Here is a 24,494-nt window from a genome sequence, read left to right as displayed (position 1 = left end):
ATCACCCCGCCGCGGCGCGCTCCCGCAGGCGCGCCTCGGCCAGCCGCTCGGCGGCGAGCTGCGGCGATACGCCATCGCTCGCCGCCATCTCGAGGACCCTGAGGACCGTGTCGTAGATCGCCTGGACGCGCCGGTGGACCTCGGCGCGGGACCAGCCGAAGAGATCCGCGCCGCCGCTCAGCACGCCGCCTGCGTTGGCCACGACGTCGGGGACGTAGAGGACGCCGCGCGCGGCGAGCGCGTCGCCGTGACGCGGATCGAGGAGCTGGTTGTTGGCCGCGCCCGCGACGATCTCGGCCCGCAGCTCCTGCACGGCGCGGTCGTCGAGGACGCCGCCGAGCGCGCACGGGGCGAAGATGTCGGCCTGGACCGAGGCGATCGCGTCCGGCGGCACGATCGTGGCGCCGAGCTCGGCAGCGACGTGGCGGGCGCGATCCGGGTCGACGTCCGCGACGAGCAGCCGCGCGCCCAGCCGGTGGAGCTCCGCCGCGAGCCGGCCGCCGACGCTGCCGCAGCCCTGGAGCGCGACGGTCCGGCCCGCGAGCTCGTCGCTGCCCCACCGGTGGCGGGCCCCCGCCTGGATTGCGCGGAGCACGCCCCGCGCGGTCCACGGCGACGGGTCGCCGCCCTCGCCGGCGAGGCCCTTCACGTGGCGCGTCTCGCGCCGGATGAGCTCCATGTCCGCGGGGGTGGTGCCCACGTCCTCGCCGGTGATGAACCTGCCGCCGAGGCGCTCGATGAAGCGCCCGTGCGCGCGGAACAGCTTCTCCCGGTCGAGCGGCTCCGCGCCGCTGCGGAGGACGACGGCCTTGCCGCCGCCGACGTCCATCCCGGCGAGCGCGTTCTTGTAGGTCATGCCGCGCGACAGGCGCAGCGCGTCCACCAGCGCCTCCTCGTCGCTCGCGTACCCGAGGAGCCGCGTCCCGCCGAGCGCCGGGCCCAGCGCGGTGCTGTGGATCGCGATGATCGCGCGGTAGCCCGCGGGCTCGTCCGCGCAGAACAGCACCTGCTCGTGCCCCATGGTGGCAAGGGTGTCGAACATGCTCTTCATGCTGCGCCGAGCGTACCATTCCGCGGCGACCCCCTGGGCCGGCGCGCTCGGCGGGCGTCCCGCGCAGCGGCCCGGCAGCTAAACCGCGGGTCAGAAATCCTGCCAGGGATCTGCCTCGCAAGCGGCGAGAGATTGAACGCAAAGACGCCAGGAGCGCGAATACGCAAAAATGCACGATATTTGTTCTTTTTTGCGCCTTTGCGCCTTTGCGCCTTTGCGTTGAATTCTCTCTCCGGATCCCTGGTGGGGCGATCAGGGCGGCGGGACCCGTCCGCCCTCACAGGTCCGAAAAGCGCCAGAGCCGCAGCGGCACCCGCGCTACGACGCCATGCATGCGGATCGACGACGACGCGTGCTACCGAGCGCTCGAGACCCGCGATCGTCGCTTCGACGGTCGCTTCTTCACGGGGGTGCGCTCGACGGGCGTCTACTGCCGCCCGATCTGCCCCGCGCGCACGCCGAAGCGCGAGCGCTGCGTGTTCTTCCCCTCGGCGGCCGCCGCGCAGGAGGCCGGCTACCGCCCGTGCCTGCGCTGCCGCCCCGAGGCCTCGCCCGGGACGCCCGCGTGGCTTGGCACGTCGGCCCTCGTCTCGCGGGCGCTCCGGCTCATCGCGGAGGGCGCGCTCGACGACGCGGACGCCCCGGCGCTCGCGGCGCGGCTCGGCGTGGGCGAGCGCCACCTGCGGCGGCTCTTCCTGCGGCACGTGGGCGCCTCGCCGCTCGCGGTGGCGCAGACGCGGCGCCTGCTCTTCGCGAAGAAGCTCCTCGACGAGACAGCGCTCTCCATGACCGAGGTGGCGCTCTCGTCGGGGTTCTCCAGCGTCCGCCGCTTCAACGACGCGATCCGCGCCGTCTACGCGCGCTCGCCGCGCGAGCTGCGAAAGGCCGTAGCGAAGCGGGGCGGGGGAGGGGCGGGCGGTGCGCCGGACATCGCGCTCCGCCTCCCGTTCCGGCCGCCGCTCGACTGGGGCGCGCTCGCGGGCTTCCTCGGGGCGCGCGCGATCCCCGGCGTGGAGTCGGCGGGCCCCGGCGCGTACCGCCGCACGGTGCGCGTCGCCGGCGGGCACGGCGTCGTCGAGGTGCGCCCGGCGCCCGGCGAGCCGTACCTCCTCGCGCGGCTGCGGCTGCCCGGCACCGAGGGGCTCATCCACTGCGCGGAGCGGCTGCGGCGGCTCTTCGACCTCGGCGCCGATCCCGACGCGATCGCCGCGCACCTCGGGGCCGATCCGCGCCTCGCCCCGCGGGTCCTGGCGATGCCGGGCGTGCGTGTGCCGGGCGCGTGGGACGGCTTCGAGCTCGCGGTGCGGGCGATCCTGGGCCAGCAGGTGAGCGTCCGCGCCGCGACGCAGCTCGCGGGCCGCCTGGTCGAGCGGCACGGCGAGCCGCTCGCGGTCCGCGGCGGCCTGCCCGAGGGCGCCGAGGGGCTCCGCTTCGTCTTCCCGGCGCCCGAGGCGCTCGCCGCGGCCGATCTGACGGACCTCGGCCTGCCGCGCGCCCGCGCCGCGACGATCACGGCGCTCGCGGCGCGCGTGGCCTCCGGCGAGGTCGCGCTCGACGCCTCGCGCGGCCTGGAGGAGACGGTGCGCGCGCTCTGCGCGGTCCCGGGCGTCGGCGCGTGGACCGCGCACTACATCGCGATGCGCGCGCTGCGCGAGCCGGACGCGTTCCCGGCCACGGATCTCGGCCTGCGGCGCGCGCTCGGCGGCATCTCCGGCGCAGATCTCGCGGCGATGGCCGAGGCGTGGCGGCCGTGGCGCGCCTATGCCGCGGTGCTGTTGTGGACGGCGGACGCGCAGGGCGCGCGGCCCGCAGAGACGGAGGTATCGAATGGATCTCTCGCTGGATGAGGTCGAGTCGCCGATGGGGGTCATGCTCGTGGCCGCCGGGGGCGGCGCGATTCACGCGCTGGATTTCGCGGACTGCGCGCCGCGCCTACGCCGCTCGCTGGAGGCGCGGTATGGCGCGGTCGCGCTCCACAGCGCCGCGGATCCCTGCGGCTTCTCCGGCCGGTTGAGGGCCTATCTGGGCGGCGACCTCGGCGCGCTCACGGACGTCCCCTTCGAGCCTGGCGGCACCGTCTTCCAGCGCCGCGTCTGGGCGGAGGTCCGGCGCATCTCTCCTGGGTCCACGCGGAGTTACGGCGAGATCGCTGCGTCTCTCGGCCAGCCGTCGGCGTCCCGCGCGGTCGGCCTGGCGAACGGCCGGAATCCGGTCTGTCTGATCATCCCGTGCCACCGGGTCATCGGGGCCGGCGGAGAGCTCACGGGCTATGCCGGCGGCCTGGAGAGGAAGCGGTGGCTGCTCGCGCACGAAGGCGCGTACTTCGTTGCTCCGAGCAGCGCCGCGATCGTCGGATAGTCGCTTCCTCGACGGCGCCCTGGATCACGCACTTCACCTGTCCGCTCGGCGCCGCGATCGCATCGATTGGCAGCTCGGTCGTCTCCTTCCCCTGGGCGGTCATCTTCGCCGGCGCCATGATCGCCACCGCCGTGAGCGCGTGGCGCAAATGGCTCATGCGCAAACGACGCTGGTCTTCACCCTGTAAGCGCGCGGCAGCCGTGCGGCGTCCGTCCACGCAGGCGGACAGCCAGACGTCTGCCCACGGACAGCCAGACGTCTGCCCACGCCTGCTCGCACGCGGCCTGATGGACGCCGGGCCCTACCCGGAATAGATCCACATGAGAATTTCGATGACTGCACCGCCACGCCACCCCGTCACCGCCGACGAGCTCCGCCCGGGAGACCCCTACGAGCTGTCGGAGGGCCGGCTGGTCGAGTGCCTGCCCAGCGGTCGCCGCGGCGGCCGGCGCAACGGCACCGGGTTCGGCGTGCTCGACAGCGATCCGCTCGCCGAGGCTGCCGCCGTCGATCTCGGCGTCTCGCCGCAGCCGGAGATGCTGCGCGCCCCCGACATCGCCGTCGGCCCCATCCCGGACGAGCCCGGCTGGGCCACCGAAGCGCCGCCGCTCGCCGTCGAGTACGCGGACACCGGCCAGGACGAGATGGAGCTGCAGAGCAAGATCGACGAGCTCTTGGCGGCCGGCACGCGCTGGATCTGGGTGGTGCGCCTTCAAGGCGCGCGTCGCGTCGAGGTTTATGATGCCTCCATCTCGGCCAGGCAGAAGGCGCCGGAGCGGAGGGCGCAGGCGAGCGCCGGCGCGCAGAGGCTCCGGCGCCTGCCGGCGCGGGTGGCCTTGCCGGGCGAGGTGCTGCTCGCGCCGGGCGTGCTGAAGAACCCGGTGCTCGTCGAGGCGCTCTACGACCGCGAGGCCGCGCACGAGGCGACCCTGCGCAACCTGCTCCAGCGCAGGGGCTATGAAGACATCGAGGCGGTCCGGGAAGAAGGCCGAAACGAGGGCAGGAAAGAAGGCCGAAACGAGGGCAGGAAAGAAGGCCGAAACGAGGGCAGGAAAGAAGGCCGAAACGAGGGCAGGAAAGAAGGCCGAAACGAGGGCAGGAAAGAAGGGCACACCCGGGGGCTGCGAATCGCGGTGCGGGATCTTTGCGAGGTGCTCGGCATCGCCCTGTCACCGGAACGCGAGGCGACCCTCGAGGCCATGGCCGGACCGGAGCTCTCCACCCTGCGCGAGCAGCTCAAGCGCGAACGACGCTGGCCTTGACCCCGTAAGCGCGCGGCCGCTGTGCGGCGTCCGTCGAAACCTGCCGACGAGCCAACCAATCTGCTGACGGCGACGGGGGGGCTCACCAGGTCGTGATGAACGTGCAGGACCTGGCGCCGCGCAGGCGCGTAGGTTGGCTCTCGTCGAGCACCGCGTCGAGCGTCGGCTCGAATTTGCGGCCGCAGCCGACGATGACGCCGCGGTCGTTCTCGCTCGGGTAGGGGGTGTCGCACACCACGTCGATACGGCGCTTGCCCACGCGCGCGCAGCGGAAGTGGCCGATGCCCTCCGCCATCGCGCCCGTCTGGACATCGAACATGGGCGCCCCGTTCAGGCGATGGTTCATGTGATAAGCGACGTCGATGAAGCGGAACGCGGCCTCGACGTCCTTGATCTCCTCGGGCCACAGGGCGTTGTCGGGGATGTATCTGCCGATCTGGAACATGGTCTGCGGCCCGATCTCGCGGAGCACGTCCCGGTACACGTTGAGGCAGGCCTGCTGGGGGTACCAGGCATTGACATCGATCTCCCGGATCCCGTGCCTGGCCAGGATTTTAAGCGCCAGGCCAGAATACGAGCCCGTCGCCATGGTCAGGCCGGCGATGGCCTGGCCGCGCACCTCGATACCGTCTCGTGTGGCCTTGAACGCTTGCATGAGCCCCTCTCTCGGCAAGGCGGTACGGGCGCGAGCCGCGCGGCCGGACGATCATGGTAGCAATACCTGTCCAGCCTCGTCGAGGCCGCGTGCACCGGGTCACGCGCGCTGGCCGCACGGCGCAGAGCGCGGCGGTCGAACGGGGGGCCATGGCGGAGCCAGTCGGAGCCGGTCAGGCGCGCGCCGCCTCCGTGGACCGCTCACCACCTGCCGTGGTATGTCATGGAGGTTTACGGGGGGAAGGTGAGCTCTCCTGTGGCGGAAGACAAGGGACACCAGGCGCTTGCGCCCATCCTCGCGCTCCTCGCCGAGGTTCGTGAGGGCGCGTACAATGGAAGGCTCGAGGCGCTGCCGGCCGACGACTCGCTCGCTCCGGTGCATGAGGGAATCAACGCCATGCTCGAGGTGCTCGTCCGGGAGCGGCGCCGGAATGCGGTCTACCGCGACGAGCTCGAGGAGGCGCGCACGACGATCGAGCTGCAGCGGGCCGCGATCCGGGAGATCTCCAGCCCGATCATCGAGGTGGGACGTGGGGTGCTCTGCTTGCCCCTCATGGGGATCATGAGCGCGGAGCGCAGCGAGGGGGTGCTTGACGCGCTGCTCGCGGCCGTGTCGGAGCGCGGCGCGCGTTGTGTGGTGGTGGACGTGACCGGCCTGAGCGGGATGGACATCGACACGGTGCGGTGGTTGCTCCGGCTGGCCGGCGCGGTGCAGCTGCTCGGCGCACGCTGCGCGTTGACGGGGATCGGGAGCGAGCTGGCGAGGACCATCGTGCACGCTGATTTCGAGGTGACGGGGCTGACCACGCTGAGCAGCGTGCGCGAGGCCATCGAGCGCTTCGCGCGGGCCTCGGGGTGATGGGCGTCGATCGCCGTTGCCGTCGCCGCAGACAGGGCCAAGTCAAGTGGCGATAGCCTCAGTATGGTACAGGTATACGGTACGACGCTTCCCGCTTGAACATGAAGCAGCGGTGATTGCAGGCGGCTTAGGTGTGTGGGGGCCAGCTTGATCGCATAAGACACGTCTTGTCGACTGGTCCATACAGTCTGACTGCACGAGCCAGGAACGGCTTCGAGAATCTCGACTTTGCGGGACGCGTTTGCTTGTCCTAGCCGCACCACCGGCGCGGAGGCGAAAGCGATGGATATGTGGGAGAGCGCTGCTCGGCTCTCTCAGGCTGCCGTGCGGCGCTCTGGATCGGCTCCGGAGGTAATCTGATGTGGCTGCCGCGCGGCGCTCTCGAACAGCTCGGCAGGTGATCTCATGTAGCTGCCGCGTGGCGCTCCGGTCGACTTCAGGGGTGGTCTTGTGTGGCTGCGGCGCGGTGCTCCGCTTGACTCCGAATGTGGTTTTTGGTGGCTGCCGCGCTTTCAGCAGAACCAGCGTCGATAAACGACAAACGCGTTGAGCCCTGGTGACGGATTTTGCCGTTCAGGCTGTTGAGAAGGCCATCTGTCCAGGATAGCCTCGTCATGTGCGGGGGTTGGTTCGGAGGGGCTCGGGCGCGGTGGGGAGCCGCTGAAGGCGAACGGCGGCATCGGCCGCGGTGCCTCGCGGAGTGAATCCAGGAGGGGTCAGGATGAGAACAGTGCGTTCTTCGGCGGTGGTTGGGTTGCTGATCGGCGCGTTCGCCACGCTGGGTTGCACCCAAAATGGCTCGTACAGCGACGATGGTGGAGGGGGTTTCCCTTTCCCCCCCAGCACGTCGTCGGGCTGGGTGAGCGCGAGCACCAGCGCGAGCGGCGCAGGGGCTGCCGGCGGCGGTACCGGCGGCGGTGCCGGCGAGGGCGGCAGCGATGGCGCGGGTGGAGCCATTGCCGACCCGGCCGAGCATTGCCCTGGTTGCGCGCGGCTCTCCGTGCCGCTCACGAGGGCGGGGCAATGGACGCAGTTCATCATCGTCTGGGACCAGACGGTCGACGTGACCGGCGCCACCGTCACGTTTCGCGTGAAGACCCAGGCCGGCTCCAACGGCGGCGTGCAGGCCTTCGTGCAAAACGGGCCGGAGCTGGTGTATGCGCCCATCGGGTATGCCTGGAATCCGATCGCCGACCTGGACGAGTGGACGGATATCGTGATCGATGTCGAGGCCTTGGCCCCGGGCAATCCCAACTTCAACCGCACCACCGCGAAGATGCTCGGACTTATGATCAATGCGGCCAACACGGGGCCCTGGGCCAACCCGACCGTCATCTACGTCGACTCCATCACCGTCACGAAACCCGCTCCCGGCGCCGGAGGTCCGAGCGCCCAGCGGAGCGCCGGGCGCCCGAGCGGCGAGCGCGGCGACGGCGGCGCAGGCGGCGAGGGTGGCGCCTGGGGCGAGGGCGGCGCCGGGGGCGCGAGCGGCGACGGCGGCGGCGGCGGCAGCAGCACGAGCGCGAGCAGCACGAGTAGCAGCACGAGCGCGAGCAGCACGAGCGGCGTGGGCGGTGCGGGCGGCGAAGGCGGTGGTTCCAGCGTAGAGGTGATTCATATCGTGGGCCCGTACGAGTTCACGACCGGCGTGGCGCCGATGAAGATCAACGAGTTCATGCCGGTGGCAGGCTCGCTGCTGACCCACATCGCCGAGTGATCACGGGCCAACCGCGGAGCCCGCTGCGCCTAACCAGGGCAGCGCGCGAGACGCGCTGCCGCATCAATCCAATTGCATACAGTCTGACTGCACGAGCCAGGAGCGGCTTCGAGAATCTTGACGTTGCGGAACGCGTTTGCTTGTCTTGGCCGTTGTCGAACGACATCCTCGGTGCAGTCGCTACGGTCGGCGGGTGTGACATCTTCGAGGCACATCTCGCAGCAGTGTCGAAGCGCACTCCTCTCGGCCTGTTCACGGTCGAGAAGTCCACGCTGCGTCGAACCATCGGTAAATTCGTGACGGATCTGTCGGCGCCATCGGTCACGGCAATTCGCGTCACCGACGGACCAGCAAAGCACAATGCCAGCTATCTGATCGACGGCCTCGATTACGCGCCGGAAAGCAAGCTCGGTCTTCCGGTAAGATCGACGGACCGGTTGCAGTTGCTCATGGCGCTGGCGAACGCCATCTTCGAGCTGAGAGATGTCGTTCGACTAGACCTTGCTCTCATGGACAGCTCACAGCTAGACCAGCTGCGCGAGATCGGGCTCGATGATTTCCCGGCGGTACTCATCGCTGACACGCAGCATTTTTCCCCACCGGATACGCTGTACCGGATCACTCGGTCCTCACCCGTCGAGACACCGAGCCCGTGATAGATCCGACCTGCGAACGCGGCGAGGCGAAGCGATGTCAGCTAGCACCCTCTTGCGAGATACGGACCCACGGGGTTGGCAGATCCAACAGGTAGTCACCTGGGATTGGCACGACGGCCCGCGCGAAGGCGTATGCCAGTTTTCACACCCGCCCTGCACGGTGTTCTTTCGCGTCATGGCCGAGCAATGGCTGCTCGGGAAGTTCGGCGATCGCCTGGTTGCGCTGCAGGGAGTTCCGGACGGAACTTTGCCCGACGTGTTATCGCTTTGGGGCGTGTCAGCGGCGCCGCACACGCCCGTCTGGGCTCCCCACGGTGAGTACGAAAGCGCGGAACAGCGCGCCCGCATCGAAGCGGGCATCGTGAAGATCATGGAAAGCGCGGACCCGGAAGTCCTCGTCGTTCGATCGAAGGATTTCGAAAGCTTTGACGAAGTGTGGCTGCCCGTGAAGGCCTAGGACACCGATCACGTTGATCGAGCGAGAAATGAACCGCCAAGACACCAAGGACGCCAAGATAATTCTCCGTTCTTGGCGTCCTTGGCGACTTGGCGGTTCGAAATTCTGCGCTTTTCAGGCAGTTTCAACCCGTTTGTCGCTCTAGGTGACGCGCCTCAGGCCGCTGGAAGCTCGATCGCCGGGCGAATCCCTCCCAGGAGAGCTGCCGCTGGCAGGAGGCTACTTCTTCCCCCCGAGCAGCGCCGCGATCGTCGGATAGTCGCTGTCCTCGACGGCGCCCTGGATCACGCACGTCACCTGCCCGCTCGGCGCCGCGATGGCGTGGATCGGCAGCTCGGTCGTCTCCTTCACGCCGAGCGCCCGCAGCCACCCGGCCCGCTGGGGCCCGTCGGGCAGCCAGTACGAGGCGCGCACCCCCGTGCCCGGCTGCGCCTCCAGGAACCGCGATAGCTGCCGCTCGTCGTCGTCGATCGAGATGAACGCGAGGTCGACGAGCACGCCGGCCGCCCGCAGCTTCTGCTGCCACCCGAGCAGCCGCGGCATCTCTTCCATGCAGGGCTTGCACCACGCGGCCCAGAAGTTCACCCACACCCACTTGCCGACGCCGAACCCGATGTGCGCCGGCAGCTTCTCCGCGCCGCCGGCGGCGACCGCCGTGAGCCCGCCCGACGAGGGCGCAGGCCGCGGAGACTGCCCCGCGCACAGGAGCCGTGGCGCGGCCGGCGCCGCCGCCTCCGCCGTGGCGCTCGCTGGCGCCTTCGCGCTCGCGGGCGCCGCGGCCCCCGGCGCCGTCACCGCGTTGCTCCGCCCCTGGCCGGGCGTCGGGGGCGGCGGCAGATCGGCCTTCTTGTCCGCGTCGCACCCGCCCGCGAGCCCCGCGGCCAGGGTGAGGGCCACGAAGGCGCTCCGGAGGGCGCCGCTCCTGCTCGCGGGGCTCACAGCTGACAGTCCACCCACGAGACGAACGCGCTCCGGTTGATGGCCTCCGCCGTACATGCCTTGTTCTTGCGCGAGACGTTCCATTGGCAGTATTCCGCGCCGAGCTGCGCGAACTCGTTCCCGAGCCACAGCATCCCGACCTTCTTGTCCAGGTCCTGCTCCTTGAACTTGTCGGAGATGTCGAAGAACGCGCTGTTCGCGCGCTTGTGCGACAGCGTCCGGTTGAACTCCGGCCCCCCCGTCTTCGACGCGCGAGCGACGATGAAGAAATAGCGGGCGCCGCGCCGATCGAGCCACATCTCCTCGATCATCTTCTTCCCGTCGTCGTCGAGCTTCTCCGACGCGTCGTCGAACATCACGACCCCGCCGCGCTGCTTCAGCGGCGTGAAGAGCGCGTTGAAGTCGTCGTCGCTGATCGAGGCGAGCGTCTTCACGTCGGCCGGCTGGCACCCGCGCCGCGCCTCCGCCCCGACCAGGCCGCACGCGTTGAGCACCCGCTGCAGCACCGTCTTGAACGCAGGCGTGCAATACGGCGCCTCGGCGTCGTTGGCGATCGCCACGGCCGGCTTCACCGCCGCGGCCAGGCCCGTCTTCAGGCGCTGCGACGCGGCCTGCACCTCGCTGTGCACCGTCACCCCGGACGCGACCAGAAGCGCGCACCCGGCCACGATCCCGATGATCCCTGCGCCTCTCATGATCTCCTCACTTCGTCCGGAGCGCCGGCGCGAGCTGCCTTATCGCGTACGACATCCCGATGTCCGTATCTTCGTCGCAGAGCCGCGTCGTGCCCAGGAACATCTGTGGCGTCGAGACAGGGAGCTTGTTGTCCACGATGTAGCGGAGCATACGGTTCAGTCGCAGCGCCGTCTCCTTCGAGTCCATGCAGGCGTCGAGCCCCGGCCAGCGCTGCCGGATCGCCGCCTGCACGTTGGCGGTGCCCGCCCCCGCCTTCGCGCCGGCGAGCAGCTCTTCCTGGTTCTCGTAGGCCCACTCGAGCACATCCATCGCCCGGTGATCGCTGCACAGGATGGCCTTCGAGAGGAGGCACGAGCCCGGGTGCACCGGCCGGTCGAGCATCCAGTTGCACTCGCTGTCCAGCGGGAAGAGCACCAGCGTCGTGTCCAGCTTGTCGAACACCCCCTCGGACACGAGCCGCTGGTGGAACGCCTTGCAGGTCGGGCAGAGGGGATCGACGAAGAGGGTCGCCGGCTGCACCGCGCCCGGGCGCGTCACGTGGAGCAGCGCGCCGTTGGGCTCGGTCGGCTTCTCCAGCTTGCCGCAGCCGGTCATGTAGCTCGCGTAGCTCGGCAGCGCGCTCGCGTAGAGCAGCGCCGGCGTCACCGCGCACACGCCGAGCGCGACGAGCCACCCCGGCAGGAGCAGCAGAGAGCCCATGCGGCGCGGGGGCTGGGCAGGCGCGGCGGCGCCTCCCGGCCCGTCGACCCCGAGGGGCGCCCCGGGCACGGTGGGCCCCACCCCGGCCGCGCCTGCCGACGAGGACGCGCGCGGCGCCGCGCTGGACCAGGCCGCGGCGCGGGCCGCCCTGCGGTCCTCGAGGAACGCCCAGACGCCGCCGGCCGCGAGCAGCGCCGACGAGATGTACATGCCGACGCACGTCTTGCAGAACACCCCGAGGCGCATCGCCGAGATGGTCGCCATCAGGAGCGACACGGCGAGCGGCGTGAGGCCCGCGACGAACAGGAAGTGCGCCGCGCGCCGCGGCGCGTGCTGGGCCGAGAGCAGCACATAGAGCGCGAACGCCGCGAAGAACGCGAACGCGCCCAGGGCGAACAGCGAGATGGGGATACCGCCCCAGAAGCCCTCGCGGAACAGGGCGGAGTAGGGGCTGTACATGGCCACGCGGCACGCGGTGTCGGCGCCCGCCTGCGCGCCGAGCCCCGGGACGAAGCTGCAGTGCAGGTCGTGGACCTGCCGGTCGAGGTGCCGGATGTAATCGAACGTCGATGAGGCGCTGAATGCGAGTCCCAGGAGCGACCCGCTGAGCGCGAGCGCCGCAGGCCCGCGAGGACCACGACTGCCTGACATGGCCGTGTGGATTACGCGACGTCGGGCAACGCGTCAAATAAGGACGCCTGTGCGCGCGGGCGTCGCGCGCCCGACGACGCGCACGCGCAGCGCACGGCCCAGGGGAGCGATCGCCCTGCCATCCCGCGCGCGGCGACCGCGCTGTGCTGAGCCCGCCGGCAGGCTTCGCCGTGCCTGCCGGCTCAGCGCCTCGCGGCGCGCGCTGCGAGGCGCGAGGCGCTGGTCGGCGTTGCCCACGCGATCGGCCGCTGCTAGGAGCGGGCTCGGGGGGATTCGGGATCCCAGAGCCAACCGATGACGACCTCTGCACCCGGCGCGGCGAGCGGCGCGCCCCCTCCTGTGAAGCTCGGCCCGTTCGACGCCGAGTTCCTCGCGGATCTCCCTTACGACCCCTCGGTGCTCTTCTTCGACGAGCTCCTCGAGGTGGACGCCGAGAAGGGCCTCGTGCGCTGTCGTATGCCGACCGACAGGTCGATGCCGCTCGTCGACGCGCAGCGGGCGCACCCGCTGCTGCACCCGCGCCACGTCGCCGGCGCCATCATGGTGCACGCGACGGGGATGCTCGGCTTCGTGCACGCCTACCACCTGCTCGGGCTACGCCACCGCGAAGGCTGGATCGGTTATGGCACCAACATTCACCGGGTGGTCTTTCGCAAGCTGGTCCAGCCGGGCGCGCCCATCGAGGCGACGTGCGTGGCGACGCGCTCCCGGCTCGGCGTCAAGCGGCACATGATCCGCTATTCGTTCGAGTTCCGTCACGAAGGCAGCGTCTGCTACGAGGGCGATCAGACGGCCGTGTGGATGCGCGTGCAGGACGTTCCAGCCATGGATTCCCGACCCGCGCTCGAGGACCCCGAGCGATCCCTCGCTTGACCCGCGCGTTCGTCTCGTCTACCGGCCCTCCCCATGCCGGATTTCGATGCAGGATCGATCGTCCCGTCCACACGCGATCTTCTCCAGGTGATCTCCACCCGCAGGAAGAACATGGCTCTTGTCGGGCTCGTCGGCTCGGAGTCGCCCGCGGAGGATGCGGCGCGGCTGCATGAGCTCAACATCTCCGCGCTCGCGTTTGCCGAGGCAGGGCCCGCCATGCAGGGGGCCGCGCGGGCGACGAGGACCGTGCCGTCGCTCTGCCTGTCGCGGGTGAGCGATCGCGACGGCGCCCTCGCGGCGCGCTACCACGGGGCGGACGGGGTCTGCATCGACGCGATGCTGCCGCTCGACGACTGGGACCGCCTCGCGAAGGGGGCGAGGACGATGCGCATGCTCCCGCTCGCGCTGGCGGAGAGCAAGGAGGGGGCCGAGGCCGCCGCGAAGGTCGGCGCGCGCGCGGTCCTGGTCCGGGGCGCGTCGGCGGACGCGGTGATCGAGGCCGTCGCGTCGCTCCCGAGGGCGCTCACCGTCGTCGCCGAGGTGCTCTCGGCCGACGTCGACGCGCTCCGCCGCCTCGTCGGCCACGTCGACGCGGCGATCGTCCCGCCGGGCGTCCACAAGTCGGCTCAGTTCCCGGCGCTCGTCGCCGAGGTCGACCCCTGAGCGCACGCGTCGACCGCTGAAAGTTCGGGCCGCCCCTCGACGGCGCGCGCTCCCTCCTCCACGATCCGGCCCCGATGAGCAAGGCCCACGAACTGGACGAACAGCGGCGCGCGCTCCGCGAAGGGGCGCTCGTGCAGGCCATGCCCGAGCTCGGGACGCTGATCGTCACCGGCTCGGACCGGCAGACCTGGCTGAACGGCCTGGTCACCTGCGATCTCGCGCCGCAGAAGCCGCTGCCTGCCGCAGCGAAGGCTGCGCCTCCCGCGGGCGGCGCATACGGGCTCAACGTGGGGAAGACCGGGAGGATCTTCGCCGAGGTGTGGATCGTGATCGCGGCCGATCGCATCTACGTCGGCGCCCTGCGGGAGCGCGTCGAGCAGCTCCGGGAGATCTTCGAGCGCTACCTCATCATGGAGGACGCCGAGGTCCAGGACGCCTCCGGGGAGCTCGCCTGGGTCTTCGCCCACGGCCCGCGGTCCGCCGATCTCGCGGCGGCCGGGCGCGCGGCGGGCGCCGAGGCCGCGATCGTCGACTGGACCGGCCTCGGAGGCGCGCTCCTCGTGGCGCCCCGGCAGGCCGAGGGCGCCGTCCTCGAGGCGCTCCTCGCCGAGGGCGAGGCCCGCCTGGTCTTGCCGGTGACGGCGGCGGCGTGGGAGGTGCTCCGGGTCGAGAACAACGTCCCGCGGTTCGGGGTCGACTTCGACGACCAGAACTTCCCGCAGGAGGCCTCGATCGAGGAGCGCGCCGTCTCGTTCAACAAGGGGTGCTACCTGGGGCAGGAGACGGTGTTCATGCTCCAGGCGCGCGGTCACGCCAAGAAGCGGCTCGTGCAGCTCGCCGTCGAGGGGGAGGGCGGCGTGCCCGCGGGCGCGGAGATCGCGCTGCCCGACGGCGCGGCCGTCGGCGCCGTCACGAGCCAGGTCGAGGATCCGCGCGGGACAGGGCTGCTCGCGCTCGGCTACGTCAAATACAAACACGCCGTCCAGGGCACCGCGCTCCGGGTCGCCGGCCGGGCGGCCGAGATCACGCGCGCGCCGAGGGCGGGGGGCGGGGCAGGGGTGGGGGGCGGGGCAGATCGGGCCAAGCTCTAGCGCCCCGCCGTCGCTGCCGGACGGCGGGCCGGAGGAGCGCGGACAAGCGCATCTCAGGGGAAGATCTCGCGCTCTCCATACACCGCGGCGAGCCGCTGCAGCGCCACGGCATAGGCGGCGAGGCGCAGCGTGCACTTCTTCTGCCGCGCCAGCTCGGTCACCTCGCGGTAGGCGCGCTTCATCGCCTTCTCGAGCCGGGAGTCGACCTCCTCGAGGGTCCATGTCTCCGAGCGCTTGTTCTGCACCCACTCGTAGTAGCTCACCGTGACGCCGCCCGAGTTGGCGAGGACGTCGGGCAGGATATGGATCCCGCGCTCCAGGAGGATCTTCTCCCCCTCAGGCGTGCACGGCCCGTTCGCGCCCTCCGCCACGAGGCGGACCTGCAGCCAGCTCGCCTCCTCCACGCCGACCTGGTTCTCCAGGGCCGCCGGGATGAAGATGTCGGCCTTGAGCCGGAAGAACTCCTCGCGGCTGATCGGCTTGCCAGCAGGGTAGCCCGCGATCGAGCGGTTCTTCTTCACGTAATCCTGCAGCTTGTGCGGATTGAACCCTTCCGGATTGTAGAGATACCCGGTGTGATCGCCGACCGCGACGGTCGAGGCGCCGAGCTTCGACAGGAGCACGGCCGTGTGCGAGCCGACGTTGCCGAAGCCCTGCACCAGCAGCGTTGAGCCGCCGAGGTTCACGTCGTTGTCCTCGGCCCACTCGGTGATGCAGTGGACGACGCCCTGGCCTGTCGCCTTCTCGCGACCGTACGTGCCGCCCGACGCCACCGGCTTGCCCGTCACGACGCCCTTCACCGCCTGCTTGAACAGCTGGCCAACGGTGTTCATGTACGTGTCCATGGCCCAGGCCATGGTCTTTGCGTCGGTGCCCATGTCGGGAGCCGGGATGTCCGTCTCCGGGCCGATGTTTCCGCCGAGCGCATGGAAGAAGCGGCGGGTGATCCGCTGGAGCTCGGCGCGCGACACCTCGTTCGGGTTGAACTTGATTCCCCCCTTTCCGCCGCCGAGCGGCAGGTTCATGAGCGCGCACTTCCACGTCATCATCGCGGCCAGCGCCTTGAGGTCGTCGAGCGACACCGTCTCGTGATATCGAATGCCCCCCTTGAACGGCCCGAGGAGGTTGTTGTGCTGGATCCTGTAACCCTTGAAGAGCCGGATGCTGCCGTCATCCATCCGTACGGGGAAATTGACGATGATCTCGTTCTTCGGCTGGCTCAGGATCGTGGTGATGTAGCCCGGCAGCTCGATCAGTCGGGCAGCCTCGTCAAGATAACCCTGGACGACTTTGAAGAACTCGTATTTGTGCCTGTGGCTCGGAGCAGCAGGGACGCTCACCGGCGGAGTCGTGTTCTTGGTACTGAGTTGTTCTTCCATGGCTATGTAACTTTCTAGTGCGCTGAGCCCTTCCGTTCAACGTCAGGCGCAACCATGCGATGCGTCATCGCGGTTCCGGACGGGCGGGGCGATGCGTCAGGCTGCCAGTGTGCGAGGAGGCGCTGCGTTGATGGCAGGAAAGCCGCGTCAGGGGGCGAGGCTGGGCGCGTGCGCGCCATGTGGGTGTCGCGCATCGACGGATGCGCGGTTTTTGGACGGCGCACGGCGCACGGCGCGCGACGCTGTTCAGGGCCTCGACCACAGGACATACAGATAGGTGATGGTCCCGGTGACGAGCAGGGCATCGACGCGGTCGAGGATGCCGCCGTGGCCGGGCACGATCCCGCCAGAGTCCTTGATCCCGAAGGAGCGCTTGAACAGGGACTCCCCGAGGTCTCCCGCCTGACCGAGGCCGCCCGCGACGATCGCGAGCGCGAGCGCGTCCACGAGCGGCAGCGATCGGAGGAACCAGAAGTGGGCGAGGAGCGCGCCGATCGCGGCGAAGAGCAGGCCGCCGAGCGCGCCCTCGACGGTCTTCTTCGGGCTCACGGCCTCGTAGAGCTTGCGCCGGCCGAGGAAGCGGCCGGCGAAATAGGCGCCTGTGTCGGAGAACCAGGAGAGCAGCATCGCCAGCACCACGAACGAGGGGCCGTCGGCGCCCGCGTCGCGGCGGAGGAGCGCCAGCGCGCCGAGCCCGCCGCCCACGTAGAGCGGGCCGAAGGTCATCGCCAGCACGCGCAGCGCCGCGGTGCGCATCTCGCCGAGGCGCACCAGCGTGATGAGCATGGCGACGAACGGGAGCAGGAAGATCAGCGCGAGGAGCGCGCCCGGCGAGCCACTGAATCGCCAGATCACGCCGAGGACGGCGAGGGTGAGCGCGACGCCGATGGCCCGCGAGACGCGGTCGTCCGCGTGCGTCATCGCGAAGAGCTCGAGCGCGCCGATGGCGGAGGCGGCCGCGACGAGCGCCGCCCAGCCCCAGCTCGGGCCGAGGTAGAGCAGCGAGAGGAGCAGGGGAGCGGCCACGATCGCGGTGACGACCCGCATCGTGAGGTTGGAAGCAGCCAATCTCAGACCCCCGTCCGTGAGCCGTTGTGGGAAGCGTGGGAGGCGGGCGCGGCGATCTCGCGCGCGCGCCACGCCCGCTCTGCGTCGAGCGCGCCCCGCGCGCTGGCCGGCTCGCCCCCGGAGCCGCCCTCCGCGTCGTGCGAGGGCGGGGCGGCGCCGTCGCGCCGCTGGTAGGCCGCAATGGCGGCGAACAGGTCGTCCTCGGTGAAGTCGGGCCACAGCCGCTCGGTGAATGACAGCTCGGCGTACGCGGCTCCGTAGAGCAGGAAGTTGGAGAGCCGCTGCTCGCCGCCGGTGCGGATGATGAGATCCGGCTCGCCCACGCTCAGGCTCGGCAGCCGCGCGGCGAGCAGCGCCCCGTCGATCGACTCCGGATCGAGCCTGCCGGCGACCGCCTCCATCGCGAGCTCGCGCGCTGCGGCGGCGATCTCCTCGCGCGCCCCGTAGGACAGCGCCAGCGCGAGCGTCATCTGGCGGTTCGTCGCGGACGCCTTCCGGAGCGGGTCGAGCACGTCGCGCACGCCCTCGGGGAGCCGGCTGATGTCGCCGATCGCGACCAGGCGGATGTCATTCTCGAGGATCTCGCAGCGCTCGCTCATCAGGTACTCGCGCAGCAGCCCCATCAGCGCGTCGACCTCGTTCTGAGGACGCGCCCAGTTCTGCTCGCTGAACGCGTACAGGGTCAGCGCCTCGACGCCGAGCCTCCGGCATACGCGCACGATCCGCCGCACGGCGGCGCTGCCGGCCTTGTGCCCGGCCTCGCGCGGCTCGCCGCGCAGCTCCGCCCAGCGACCGTTGCCATCCATGATGATTCCGACGTGGCGCGGGAGATTTCTGGCTTCTACGAGGTTCATCGGCGGGGGCAGTTTCCCTTGTTGACTACCGACTGTCGACTGTTGAGTCTTCACGCCCATGAGCACAGGGGTTGGTCTCACGGTCACGCTGCGCGTCAGGATGGGCGCGCACGACGCACATTACGCGGGCGAGCTGTGCGATGGAGCGCGTATTCTCGCGCTCTTCGGCGACGTCGCCACCGAGCTCCTGATCCGTCTCGACGGCGACGAGGGGCTCTTCCGCGCGTACGAGGCGGTCGAGTTCCTCGCCCCGGTCCGAGCAGGCGACTTCATCGAGGCGACCGGGGTGGTCACCAAGGTCGGCGCCACGTCGCGCACGATGGCGTTCGAGGCGCGCAAGGTCGTCGCCAGCGTCCGCGAAGCCGGGGTGGCGCCCTCGGCGGCCGACGCGCTGGCCGAGCCGATCATCGTCTGCCGGGCGCTCGGCACCTGTGTCGTCCCGAAGGAGCTCCAGCGTCGGCCGCGCCTCGTCCTGCCGGCGCTGTCGGCGCCGCCCCCGGACCACGCGCAGCTCCCGGAGCCGCGGCCGATCATCACGCCGCCCCCCCGGATCCTGGTCACGCCGCCGCAGAGCGCCCTCATCCTGACGGCCGCGATCGTCGGCGCGGAGACGACCCGGGCGCAGACGCCGCACCTCCCCATCACGGCGCGCGAGCTCGCCGACGAGGCGGCCCGCTGCCGCGACGCGGGCGCGTCGGTGGTCCACCTGCACGTCAGGAACCCGGACGGGTCGCCGAGCCAGTCGCGGGCGCTGTTCGCCGAGGCGATCGCCGCGATCAACGAGAAGACGGACGTCATCGTCCAGACGTCGACCGGGGGGGCCGTCGGGATGGGCGTCGACGAGCGCGCCCAGCCGCTGCTCTGCAGCCCCGAGATGGCCACCCTGAACTGCGGCACGCTCAACTTCGGCGACGGGATCTTCGACAACACCCGGCCCCTCATCCGGGACATGGCGGCCCGCATCCGCGCTGGGGGGAGCGTCGCCGAGCTCGAGTGCTATGAGGTCGGCCATATCCATGAGGCGCTCAGCCTTGTCGCCGAGGGGCTGCTTGCGGAGCCGCTCCACTTCCAGTTCGTCCTGGGGGTGCCCGGGGGCATCGCGGCGCGCGAGGACGTGCTCCGGTTCATGATCACCCAGATCCCGCAAGGCGCCACCTGGGGCGTCGCCGCCGTAGGCCGCCACCAGCGCCCGATGACCGAGCTCGCCATGCAGCTCGGCGGGCACGCGCGGGTCGGGCTGGAGGACAACATCTACCTGGACAAGGGCGTGCTCGCCGAGGGGAGCGCGCCGCTCGTCGCGCGCGCCGCCGCCTTCGCGCGGAGCGTTGGCCGTGAGGTGGTCGAGCCGGACCGCGCGCGCCAGCTCCTCGGGATCCGCCCGCGCGTCGCGGCGGCGCAGGCTGGCGCGGCTTCCGGAGGGAGCGCGCGCGCGCAGGGATGACGGACCGACCGCTCTCGCCGTGGATCGATCACCTGCGCGGTCGGCTCCCGATCGCGCTCGGCGTCGCTCTTCTCGGGGTCGTCGCGCGGCTCGCGACGCCGCCCCCGCCAGCGCGGACCGCGGACGCCATCGCCGGGATGCTCGGCGAGGCGATCGGCGGCGCCGTCAACCCGGACGACTTCGTCTGGGAGGAGCGCGGCGGGTTCTTCTCCGACGCGCTCCTGGGCCGCCGGGTGCTGTTTCTTGGCGTCCCGCGCGCCGCGCACCCAGGCGCCGCGGAGCGCGCGCCTGACGGGCGCGGCGCCGCCGACCTGTACCGCGCGCGCGTGCGGCTCACCCGCTCCGGCCGGCCGGTGAGCCTGGACGGCGTGCGCAACCTGACCGGGACGCCCCTCGGCGATGATCGCGGCCTCGTCGCCCGCGGCAGCCGCGTCGCGGTGACCACCTCCGCCTTCGGCGTCGTGCAGGGGATCACGCAGATCGATCTGGGCGGCGATGGGCGCGCGGGTGCGCGGCCCCTCGGCGAGCGGCTCCGCGCGGCGGTCGACGGCTGGCTCGAGACCGGGAGCGTGGACGGCGCGTCGCGCACCGAGATCTCGTTCGACAACCCGCCCGCGTCTGCGCGGCTCGACCTCGTCGACGAGGGCCTGGTCATGGCGCTCGGGCCGGAGGCGGTCCCGGCGGCGCTCAACGCCAGCACCGGCGAGGTCGACACGGGCGGACGTGATCCGTTCGTCGCCCGCGCGCACCACCTCCCGCGCCGCGTGCCCTCGCTCGGCGAGCTCGCCGGGCCGTCCGCCGAGCGCCTGCTCGGTCCGACGGCGGCGGCCGCGGTCGAGCGGCTCGCGCTCGCCGCGGATCGCGCGTCGGTGAGGCTCCGCGCCGCGCCGGCCGCGGCGTACGTGACCCGCGGCCCGGCGTCTCCCGAGCCCTCGCCGGAGGGGTGGCCTTCGCTCTGGCCGCCGCCGCCGGTCGCGCCGGCGGTCGATCCCCCGCTCCCGGGGGAGGGCGCCTGGGTGCTGGTGGCTCCCTCGCTCCCGCGTACGCTCCCCGGCATCGAGGACGATCCGCAGCGCCCCTCCAGCCCGTTCGCCGCGACGACCCTCCGGCCCGATCCGCGGCGGCCCGAGCTGCACGTCCACCTGCTGGCGATCGACACCCGGCACATCCGGTTCACCTTGCAGGCGGGATACGAGGCGCCCAGGCCGACCGTCGGCCCGCGCGGCACAGGGCAGCTCCCCTACCCGTCGACGCTCCGCGGCGCCATCGGCCTCGGCGCCTCCACGCGCGAGCCGGGCAAACCCCGCGCGGGGACGGAGGCGCTCGGCATGGTCGTCGGCGGCCGCGCGCTCGTGCCCCCGCGCGACGGCGCGGCGACGCTCGGGGTCGACCTCTCGGGCCGGCCGTACTTCGGCGCGTGGCCGTCCGGCGGCGATGCCGAGCGCATCCCCTGGGCGCTCTGGCAGCGCCCGCCGGCCGCGAGCACAGGCGCGCCCCGCGCGGAGGGATCCACGCGCTTCCCGTGGGCGCTCTGGCAGGGCCCTTCGCTCTTCGAGGCAGGGAGCGCCGCGGCCCCGCTCGCCATCCTCGCCGGGCCTCCCGCGGAGCGCGCCCCGGCGAGCGCGACGCTCTCGCCCGGCGACGGCGACGAGCTCGTCGTCGAGCGCGCGGCGCTGTGCATGACCGACCGTGGCTTCGTGATCCACGCGTGGGGCAGCGCCCTCGACGCGGCCGCGCTCCGGGCGGCGCTCGAGCGCGCCGGGTGCCTCGCCGGCGTCTCGCTGGGCAGGGCGCCGGACCCCCTCGGCGTCGCCTTCCTGAGCCCCCAGCAGGACGGCATCTTGACCGCCGAGCGCCTCTCGCCCGCGATGTCGATCGCGCCGCCGGAGCACGCCGCGGCTGCGTCGCCGCGCCCCTTTCTCTTCTTCGAGTCGCGCTGGACGCACGGTCCCCCGGCGCCGGACCTGTCGCTGCCGGGCGAGAGCGTGGGCTGGACCGAGGACGGCGGCGCGCAGCCGCCCCCGGCGTGGAGCCCGGCCGTGTACGCCGCCGACACCGTGCACCTCGGCGCGCAGGTCCGCGTCCACGCCTTCGCTCCGGACCGGTTCCTGTTCCGTCTCCGCGCCGGCTCGCGCGAGATCTCACCGCGGAGCGCGCCGAAGCTCGACGCCGAGGTGCCGGCCGGCGAGCGGCAGCAGGTCCTCGCTGCGATCGGCGTCGGCACCGGCCGGCGGCGGGGCCCGCGCGGGCTCGCCGTGGACGGCACCGTCGGCCTTCGCTTCCGCGGCGAGGGAGGCCTGCTGCTGGTCCGCCAGGGTCGTATCGAGATCCGCCCGGCGGGCGGCGCCCCGCTCGGGCCGGGCGCGGACGCGACCGAGCTGCCGCTCACCGCCGACGACGGCAGGCTGCGGCCGGAGGCGCGCGAGATCGGGACCATGCGCCGGCGCAGCGCTGCCTGTGTGCTCGACGACGGCACGCTGCTCGTGGCCACGACCACCTTCGACAGCGACGAGGCGACGACCGAGGCGCTGCTCGACCTCGGCTGCGCCCGCGTGGTCGCGCTCGATCGCGGCGCGCACCGCAACGCGTTCGTGCACCGGGCCTCCGGGGACCCCGCCCTCCAGCAGACCTACGAGGAGACCGCGCTCTTCGCGGTCGGCGTCGCGATGCCCGGCCGGGCGCGCCGGCTCGCCCCCTGAGCGCGGGCGGTCAGGCGTGGGACAGCATGCCTCGCAGCATGCCGAGCGCGCGCGTGTGCAGCTGCGAGACGCGCGGCTCGCCGATCCCGAGCTCTGCGCCGATGTCCTTCAGCTTCGCCCCTTCGAAGTAGTACATGCCGATCACGCGCCGCTCCCGCTCCGGGAGCTGCGCGATCGCGAAGGACAGCGCCCGCCGGGTCGCCTGCGCCGAGATCGCCTCGATCGGGTCGTCTTCGCCGGACATGTGCACCGACTCCTCGGTCGGGGTCACCTCGCTCAGGCTCACGAAGACGGTCGCGCCGCCGACCTTGCTGGCGGCTTCCGCCTCGACCGCCTCGCGCGCCCGCCGCGAGAGCCAGTCCTGCGCGCGGAGCTCATCGACGATCGCGCCGCGGATCCGGAGCTTCGCGTAGCCGGCGAACGTCTCGCCGTCGCTCCCGCCGTTCTTGCGGAGCGAGTCGACGAGCCCGAGCATCCCTGCGCTGAGCAGGTCGTCGCGCTGCACGTTGGGCGGCAGGTGGCGCGACACCTGCCGGACCAGCTTGCGGACGAGCGGGAAGTACCCCTGCAGCACCTCCGGGCGGAGCGGCGCGCACGTCGGCTCGTGGTCGGGCGGCCCGCCCGTGCAGGCCGCGCCGGTACAGCGCGGCGGGCTACACGAGCCGCTGTCCGGCTCGATGTTCGGCTCCAACGACTGCCACGGACCCTCGTAGGTGCAGGCCGACGTGGCTTCCACGGATTCCCAAATTTCGTGCGCGCATCTTGACGCGACCTCCGCGGACTCCCAAAGCTCGTGGGAGAGCGACGCGCCCGGCTCCTGCACCGCGACGTTCGGCGCTCCATCGAGGCCGAGGGCAGAAGGCGCCTCCATCAGCGCGTGCTCACACGGAACGACCGGACACGTCGCGCCGAAGGCGACCGGCTGGACGAACTCGCCCCTGTCACAGCACGGGGGGAGCGACATGGGAGGAGCGAGCCCCTCCCGCTGCAGTCGGGTCGATTGCTGCACGTGAGGTGGATTGGTGCCACAACTCTCGCAGCGTGCAAGGCAGAGCCGTGCAATTGTGTCTGGTGCGGATGTTCAGTGTGTGGATTATAGCCAGCGGCCGGGACAGCTCACCTTTTCGCGGGCGAAGTTTCAGGAGCAAGGGTGGGTGAACCTGACCCCAGGACCTTCTCCGTTTCGCTGCCGCTGCGCACCGTGTCCGAGTTTGTCCCTGTAGTATTCATGGGTTGTGGCTGAGGGGCACGGGGCTCTCCTGACCCATACACCTCTTCTTCTGCGGACACAGGGACATCACGCGCCGCTTCATCGGCCGCCACGGAACCCTTCGCTCCCTCGTAGCGCGGCGGCTCTCCAGGCCCCGAGTAATCCACCCAGTACACTTTATCTGATCTGACGTCCAGGTGAACGAACGTAGAGTTGGGATAATATCCGACACCTGCGTTGCGGAAACCTCGGCAGAAATCGCGGACCACGGTGTTGGGCACGCCCTCGACCATGAAATCGACGGCGCGACCGTGGTTGTGGTTGGAGTGCGGGGTGTACTGGGTGGGGGAGTAGGGGCGATAACCGCTGACGACGCGGAGGGGCCTGCCGCCGAAGTGGTCGCTCACCATGCCAATCAGCGTGGCCAGCCGCGGATCGATGGCAATCGAGGCGGTGGGGGACGCGCGCATCAGCCGGCTGAGCTTGGGGAGGGCCTTGGGCACGAGCCGCCCCTTCGGCGTGAGCAGCTGCAGGTCCAGCCGCTCGGCGCCTCGCACCAGGCGGACCCATCCGGGACGCTTGGGTCGCTGCGCATAGCGCTTGTTGGGCGGCATCGCCGCGTCCCTCTTCGTCGAGCCCTTCCCCGGGGGACGGGCCTCGTCGTCGCGCTCCTTCGCGCTGGCGCCGCGGCTCCGCTCCCGCTCGTCGCGCAGCGCGGCGGCCCGGCCGGGCACGGCGCGCGTGGACCGCGCTCGCGCGCCGGGCTCACCCCGCTCCGGGATCACGAGGACGAGGCCCGGATGGATCCGCTGGCCAGGCTTGAGCCCGTTCGCCTCGCGGAGCGCGTCGACCGTGATGCGGTACCGCTTCGCGATCTTGCCGAGCGTCTGGCCGGCGTAGACCGTGTGCTGGCCGTCCTCGGCGACCGCCGCGCCGGGCGCGGCGCTCAGGAGAAAGGCCGCCGCGAGGGCGGCGAGCGCACATCGCAGCCGCGATGAGCGCGATGACGAAGAGGTGGGCTCCATCGCGGCCCCGGCGCGGGGGCCGATGCCGCAGAAACGGGAGAACTCCGGATGCATGAGGGGACTCTGACCTGACGTCATCCGTGCCCGACGACCGAGCCCCGGACGGTGCTACCCTGGGCTGGCGCGCGCTCGCCGGCCCGACCGGCGGCGCCGCACCGCATATCGAACTTCGATAGGCGGGCGGGAGGCGAG

22 protein-coding genes are annotated in these 24,494 nt (G+C 71.5%); 12 read left to right on the top strand and 10 right to left on the bottom strand.

What is annotated here, in order from left to right; all coding sequences use genetic code 11:
• Position 1: 1 nt before the first annotated feature.
• A complete protein-coding gene (locus tag WME79_RS34500; RefSeq protein ID WP_437523565.1) occupies positions 2-1,051 on the bottom strand; it encodes a Glu/Leu/Phe/Val dehydrogenase dimerization domain-containing protein in 1,050 nt (349 codons plus the stop codon).
• Positions 1,052-1,383: 332 nt separating this feature from the next.
• Here WME79_RS34500 and WME79_RS34495 point away from each other — a divergent pair, with 332 nt between their 5' ends.
• The 3 genes from WME79_RS34495 to WME79_RS34485 all read left to right on the top strand — a co-directional run bounded on the left by WME79_RS34495 (position 1,384) and on the right by WME79_RS34485 (position 4,671).
• Positions 1,384-2,898 carry an AlkA N-terminal domain-containing protein gene (locus WME79_RS34495; protein WP_437523562.1) on the top strand — a complete coding sequence of 505 codons (1,515 nt, stop codon included), beginning with the start codon at positions 1,384-1,386 and terminating at the stop codon, positions 2,896-2,898.
• Positions 2,879-3,409 carry a methylated-DNA--[protein]-cysteine S-methyltransferase gene (locus WME79_RS34490; protein ID WP_437523559.1) on the top strand — a complete coding sequence of 177 codons (531 nt, stop codon included), beginning with the start codon at positions 2,879-2,881 and terminating at the stop codon, positions 3,407-3,409. The genes WME79_RS34495 and WME79_RS34490 overlap by 20 nt, the downstream gene beginning before the upstream one ends.
• Before the next feature lie 332 nt (positions 3,410-3,741).
• Positions 3,742-4,671, top strand: a complete 930-nt coding sequence (locus WME79_RS34485) for a Uma2 family endonuclease (protein ID WP_437523556.1) — start codon at positions 3,742-3,744, stop codon at positions 4,669-4,671.
• A gap of 82 nt (positions 4,672-4,753) precedes the next feature.
• Here the strand turns inward: WME79_RS34485 and WME79_RS34480 are convergent, their stop codons facing one another.
• Positions 4,754-5,326: a hypothetical protein gene (locus WME79_RS34480; RefSeq protein ID WP_437523553.1), complete on the bottom strand. Its 573-nt coding sequence runs from the start codon at positions 5,324-5,326 to the stop codon at positions 4,754-4,756.
• A gap of 255 nt (positions 5,327-5,581) precedes the next feature.
• Between WME79_RS34480 and WME79_RS34475 the strand changes: the two genes are divergently transcribed.
• The 4 genes from WME79_RS34475 to WME79_RS34460 all read left to right on the top strand — a co-directional run bounded on the left by WME79_RS34475 (position 5,582) and on the right by WME79_RS34460 (position 9,014).
• The gene (locus WME79_RS34475; protein WP_437523550.1) at positions 5,582-6,184 is read left to right on the top strand and encodes an STAS domain-containing protein; all 603 of its coding nucleotides are present in this window, start codon (positions 5,582-5,584) and stop codon (positions 6,182-6,184) included.
• A gap of 721 nt (positions 6,185-6,905) precedes the next feature.
• Positions 6,906-7,901: a hypothetical protein gene (locus tag WME79_RS34470; protein WP_437523548.1), complete on the top strand. Its 996-nt coding sequence runs from the start codon at positions 6,906-6,908 to the stop codon at positions 7,899-7,901.
• Positions 7,902-8,053: 152 nt separating this feature from the next.
• Entirely contained in the window at positions 8,054-8,557 is a 504-nt protein-coding gene (locus tag WME79_RS34465; protein WP_437523545.1) for a hypothetical protein, read from the top strand.
• A 34-nt stretch (positions 8,558-8,591) separates the two neighbouring features.
• Positions 8,592-9,014, top strand: a complete 423-nt coding sequence (locus tag WME79_RS34460) for a hypothetical protein (RefSeq protein WP_437523543.1) — start codon at positions 8,592-8,594, stop codon at positions 9,012-9,014.
• A gap of 219 nt (positions 9,015-9,233) precedes the next feature.
• Here WME79_RS34460 and WME79_RS34455 read toward each other — a convergent pair whose 3' ends face one another.
• Genes WME79_RS34455 through WME79_RS34445 form a run of 3 tightly spaced genes read right to left on the bottom strand, consistent with a single transcriptional unit; the run spans position 9,234 to position 11,999 of the window.
• On the bottom strand, positions 9,234-9,953 hold the full coding sequence (locus tag WME79_RS34455) for a TlpA family protein disulfide reductase (RefSeq protein ID WP_437523541.1): 720 nt from the start codon (positions 9,951-9,953) through the stop codon (positions 9,234-9,236).
• Positions 9,950-10,648 carry a hypothetical protein gene (locus WME79_RS34450; RefSeq protein WP_272095141.1) on the bottom strand — a complete coding sequence of 233 codons (699 nt, stop codon included), beginning with the start codon at positions 10,646-10,648 and terminating at the stop codon, positions 9,950-9,952. Before WME79_RS34450 ends, WME79_RS34455 begins: the two co-directional genes overlap by 4 nt.
• A 7-nt stretch (positions 10,649-10,655) precedes the next feature.
• Positions 10,656-11,999: a vitamin K epoxide reductase family protein gene (locus WME79_RS34445; RefSeq protein ID WP_437523537.1), complete on the bottom strand. Its 1,344-nt coding sequence runs from the start codon at positions 11,997-11,999 to the stop codon at positions 10,656-10,658.
• Between the two features lie 294 nt (positions 12,000-12,293).
• Between WME79_RS34445 and WME79_RS34440 the strand changes: the two genes are divergently transcribed.
• The 3 genes from WME79_RS34440 to ygfZ all read left to right on the top strand — a co-directional run bounded on the left by WME79_RS34440 (position 12,294) and on the right by ygfZ (position 14,626).
• Positions 12,294-12,872 (top strand): hypothetical protein, encoded by a 579-nt coding sequence (locus WME79_RS34440; protein WP_437523535.1) that lies wholly within the window; start codon positions 12,294-12,296, stop codon positions 12,870-12,872.
• Between the two features lie 111 nt (positions 12,873-12,983).
• Positions 12,984-13,535 carry a hypothetical protein gene (locus tag WME79_RS34435; protein WP_437523533.1) on the top strand — a complete coding sequence of 184 codons (552 nt, stop codon included), beginning with the start codon at positions 12,984-12,986 and terminating at the stop codon, positions 13,533-13,535.
• 74 nt (positions 13,536-13,609) lie between these two features.
• The gene (ygfZ, locus tag WME79_RS34430) at positions 13,610-14,626 is read left to right on the top strand and encodes a CAF17-like 4Fe-4S cluster assembly/insertion protein YgfZ (protein WP_437523530.1); all 1,017 of its coding nucleotides are present in this window, start codon (positions 13,610-13,612) and stop codon (positions 14,624-14,626) included.
• A 53-nt stretch (positions 14,627-14,679) separates the two neighbouring features.
• Here the strand turns inward: ygfZ and WME79_RS34425 are convergent, their stop codons facing one another.
• The 3 genes from WME79_RS34425 to uppS form a co-directional block, all read right to left on the bottom strand.
• Positions 14,680-16,005 carry a Glu/Leu/Phe/Val family dehydrogenase gene (locus WME79_RS34425; protein WP_437523527.1) on the bottom strand — a complete coding sequence of 442 codons (1,326 nt, stop codon included), beginning with the start codon at positions 16,003-16,005 and terminating at the stop codon, positions 14,680-14,682.
• Between the two features lie 246 nt (positions 16,006-16,251).
• Positions 16,252-17,073 (bottom strand): phosphatidate cytidylyltransferase, encoded by an 822-nt coding sequence (locus WME79_RS34420; protein WP_437523525.1) that lies wholly within the window; start codon positions 17,071-17,073, stop codon positions 16,252-16,254.
• Between the two features lie 2 nt (positions 17,074-17,075).
• Complete coding sequence (gene uppS, locus WME79_RS34415) at positions 17,076-17,927, bottom strand: polyprenyl diphosphate synthase (protein ID WP_437523522.1); 852 nt, start codon at positions 17,925-17,927, stop codon at positions 17,076-17,078.
• A gap of 58 nt (positions 17,928-17,985) precedes the next feature.
• On the opposite strand from uppS, the gene WME79_RS34410 reads away from it, so the two are divergent.
• On the top strand, positions 17,986-19,368 hold the full coding sequence (locus WME79_RS34410) for a 3-keto-5-aminohexanoate cleavage protein (RefSeq protein WP_437523520.1): 1,383 nt from the start codon (positions 17,986-17,988) through the stop codon (positions 19,366-19,368).
• Positions 19,365-22,067, top strand: a complete 2,703-nt coding sequence (locus WME79_RS34405; protein ID WP_437523517.1) for a hypothetical protein — start codon at positions 19,365-19,367, stop codon at positions 22,065-22,067. Before WME79_RS34410 ends, WME79_RS34405 begins: the two co-directional genes overlap by 4 nt.
• Before the next feature lie 10 nt (positions 22,068-22,077).
• Here the strand turns inward: WME79_RS34405 and WME79_RS34400 are convergent, their stop codons facing one another.
• The gene (locus WME79_RS34400) at positions 22,078-23,031 is read right to left on the bottom strand and encodes a sigma-70 family RNA polymerase sigma factor (protein ID WP_437523514.1); all 954 of its coding nucleotides are present in this window, start codon (positions 23,029-23,031) and stop codon (positions 22,078-22,080) included.
• Between the two features lie 152 nt (positions 23,032-23,183).
• Entirely contained in the window at positions 23,184-24,356 is a 1,173-nt protein-coding gene (locus WME79_RS34395; protein ID WP_437523511.1) for a DUF882 domain-containing protein, read from the bottom strand.
• Between the last annotated feature and the right edge of the window lie 138 nt (positions 24,357-24,494).

The organism is Sorangium sp. So ce726, from assembly GCF_051521405.1.
Classification (GTDB): domain Bacteria; phylum Myxococcota_A; class Polyangia; order Polyangiales; family Polyangiaceae; genus Sorangium.
Note: the sequence above shows the minus strand (reverse complement) of the source record. Positions and strands in the feature narration are given on the sequence as shown.

What these genes read in the sequence shown, in the direction of transcription:
- WME79_RS34500 (WP_437523565.1), bottom strand. Translation starts at nt 1,051, where the DNA reads ATGAAGAGCATGTTCGACACCCTTGCCACCATGGGGCACGAGCAGGTG.
- WME79_RS34495 (WP_437523562.1), top strand. Translation starts at nt 1,384, where the DNA reads ATGCGGATCGACGACGACGCGTGCTACCGAGCGCTCGAGACCCGCGAT.
- WME79_RS34490 (WP_437523559.1), top strand. Translation starts at nt 2,879, where the DNA reads ATGGATCTCTCGCTGGATGAGGTCGAGTCGCCGATGGGGGTCATGCTC.
- WME79_RS34485 (WP_437523556.1), top strand. Translation starts at nt 3,742, where the DNA reads ATGACTGCACCGCCACGCCACCCCGTCACCGCCGACGAGCTCCGCCCG.
- WME79_RS34480 (WP_437523553.1), bottom strand. Translation starts at nt 5,326, where the DNA reads ATGCAAGCGTTCAAGGCCACACGAGACGGTATCGAGGTGCGCGGCCAG.
- WME79_RS34470 (WP_437523548.1), top strand. Translation starts at nt 6,906, where the DNA reads ATGAGAACAGTGCGTTCTTCGGCGGTGGTTGGGTTGCTGATCGGCGCG.
- WME79_RS34460 (WP_437523543.1), top strand. Translation starts at nt 8,592, where the DNA reads ATGTCAGCTAGCACCCTCTTGCGAGATACGGACCCACGGGGTTGGCAG.
- WME79_RS34450 (WP_272095141.1), bottom strand. Translation starts at nt 10,648, where the DNA reads ATGAGAGGCGCAGGGATCATCGGGATCGTGGCCGGGTGCGCGCTTCTG.
- WME79_RS34445 (WP_437523537.1), bottom strand. Translation starts at nt 11,999, where the DNA reads ATGTCAGGCAGTCGTGGTCCTCGCGGGCCTGCGGCGCTCGCGCTCAGC.
- WME79_RS34440 (WP_437523535.1), top strand. Translation starts at nt 12,294, where the DNA reads ATGACGACCTCTGCACCCGGCGCGGCGAGCGGCGCGCCCCCTCCTGTG.
- WME79_RS34435 (WP_437523533.1), top strand. Translation starts at nt 12,984, where the DNA reads ATGGCTCTTGTCGGGCTCGTCGGCTCGGAGTCGCCCGCGGAGGATGCG.
- ygfZ (WP_437523530.1), top strand. Translation starts at nt 13,610, where the DNA reads ATGAGCAAGGCCCACGAACTGGACGAACAGCGGCGCGCGCTCCGCGAA.
- WME79_RS34425 (WP_437523527.1), bottom strand. Translation starts at nt 16,005, where the DNA reads ATGGAAGAACAACTCAGTACCAAGAACACGACTCCGCCGGTGAGCGTC.
- uppS (WP_437523522.1), bottom strand. Translation starts at nt 17,927, where the DNA reads ATGAACCTCGTAGAAGCCAGAAATCTCCCGCGCCACGTCGGAATCATC.
- WME79_RS34410 (WP_437523520.1), top strand. Translation starts at nt 17,986, where the DNA reads ATGAGCACAGGGGTTGGTCTCACGGTCACGCTGCGCGTCAGGATGGGC.
- WME79_RS34405 (WP_437523517.1), top strand. Translation starts at nt 19,365, where the DNA reads ATGACGGACCGACCGCTCTCGCCGTGGATCGATCACCTGCGCGGTCGG.
- WME79_RS34400 (WP_437523514.1), bottom strand. Translation starts at nt 23,031, where the DNA reads ATGTCGCTCCCCCCGTGCTGTGACAGGGGCGAGTTCGTCCAGCCGGTC.
- WME79_RS34395 (WP_437523511.1), bottom strand. Translation starts at nt 24,356, where the DNA reads ATGCATCCGGAGTTCTCCCGTTTCTGCGGCATCGGCCCCCGCGCCGGG.